Below are 1,728 nucleotides of genomic sequence, written 5' to 3' on the forward strand. Positions count from 1 at the left end.
AGGCGTTTGTCTGAACGTTGGATGTATCCCTTCAAAAGCGCTGATCAATGCAGGTCACCGTTATGAGAATGCAAAACATTCTGATGACATGGGAATCACTGCTGAGAATGTAACAGTTGATTTCACAAAAGTTCAAGAATGGAAAGCTTCTGTTGTCAACAAGCTTACTGGCGGTGTAGCAGGTCTTCTTAAAGGCAACAAAGTAGATGTTGTAAAAGGTGAAGCTTACTTTGTAGACAGCAATTCAGTTCGTGTTATGGATGAGAACTCTGCTCAAACATACACGTTCAAAAACGCAATCATTGCTACTGGATCTCGTCCTATCGAATTGCCAAACTTCAAATATAGTGAGCGTGTCCTGAATTCAACTGGCGCTTTGGCTCTTAAAGAGATTCCTAAAAAGCTCGTTGTTATCGGCGGCGGATACATCGGAACTGAACTTGGAACTGCGTATGCTAACTTCGGTACTGAACTTGTTATTCTTGAAGGCGGAGATGAAATTCTTCCTGGCTTCGAAAAACAAATGAGTTCTCTCGTTACACGCAGACTGAAGAAAAAAGGCAACGTTGAAATCCATACAAACGCGATGGCTAAAGGCGTTGAAGAAAGACCAGACGGCGTAACAGTTACTTTCGAAGTAAAAGGCGAAGAAAAAACGGTTGATGCTGATTACGTATTGATTACAGTAGGACGCCGTCCAAACACTGATGAGCTTGGTCTTGAGCAAGTCGGTATCGAAATGACGGACCGCGGTATCGTGAAAACTGACAAACAGTGCCGCACAAACGTACCTAACATTTATGCAATCGGTGATATCATCGAAGGACCGCCGCTTGCTCATAAAGCATCTTACGAAGGTAAAATCGCAGCAGAAGCTATCGCTGGAGAGCCTGCAGAAATCGATTACCTTGGTATTCCTGCGGTTGTTTTCTCTGAGCCTGAACTTGCATCAGTTGGTTACACTGAAGCACAGGCGAAAGAAGAAGGTCTTGACATTGTTGCTGCTAAATTCCCATTTGCAGCAAACGGCCGCGCGCTTTCTCTTAACGAAACAGACGGCTTCATGAAGCTGATCACTCGTAAAGAGGACGGTCTTGTGATCGGTGCACAAATCGCCGGAGCAAGTGCTTCTGATATGATTTCTGAATTAAGCTTAGCGATTGAAGGCGGCATGACTGCTGAAGATATCGCGATGACAATTCACGCTCACCCAACATTGGGCGAAATCACAATGGAAGCTGCTGAAGTGGCAATCGGAAGTCCGATTCACATCGTAAAATAATTTTCATATCAAAAACAGCCCTCGCTCAAAGCGGGGCTGTTTTTTTATTTTGACAGCACATGCTGTAATGGTTTAATGATGTCTTCTTTCTTTTTCACACATCCCTCGATTTTCACCACGACATGGCGCTGATCAACAACCATAAGGGTAGGGACAGTTTCAATCTCATCTTCCCAGCCTTCTTTTTTATCATAGACCTTCATTTTATCTATTTGCTCGGGATAATCTTTTTCTAAATCAAGCAGTGCATCGTAATAAGGCGCTTCCTGGTCTATTTGGTTCTCATCAGAAAAAAACAGGATTTGTGTATGATGAATGTTGTCAATCCGGCTTTTTTTCATCGGATTGATGGTGGAAAGCGTACAGCCCGATAAAGCAAATACTATTATCAGCATGGGGAATACCGCGCGATATCGCATCTATCTTCTCCTCTGTATAAACAGTAG

At 43.3% G+C, this 1,728-nt stretch carries 2 protein-coding genes; one reads left to right on the forward strand and one right to left on the reverse strand.

Annotation, left to right across the window (positions count from 1 at the left end; all coding sequences use genetic code 11):
* Window positions 1-1,282, forward strand: a 1,282-nt coding sequence (gene lpdA / locus RAC86_RS38400) for a dihydrolipoyl dehydrogenase (RefSeq protein WP_377886923.1), incomplete at its 5' end; no start/stop codon positions are given.
* A 44-nt stretch (window positions 1,283-1,326) separates the two neighbouring features.
* On the opposite strand, the gene slp is transcribed toward lpdA, so the two are convergent.
* Window positions 1,327-1,701, reverse strand: coding sequence for a peptidoglycan-associated lipoprotein Slp (gene slp / locus RAC86_RS38405; RefSeq protein WP_003245672.1), 375 nt, complete (start codon window positions 1,699-1,701; stop codon window positions 1,327-1,329).
* Between the last annotated feature and the right edge of the window lie 27 nt (window positions 1,702-1,728).

The sequence above is a fragment of the Bacillus sp. LR_5 genome (assembly GCF_042709275.1).

Coding starts and splice junctions, on each gene's coding strand:
- slp (WP_003245672.1), bottom strand. CDS start 1,701: ATGCGATATCGCGCGGTATTCCCCATGCTGATAATAGTATTTGCTTTA.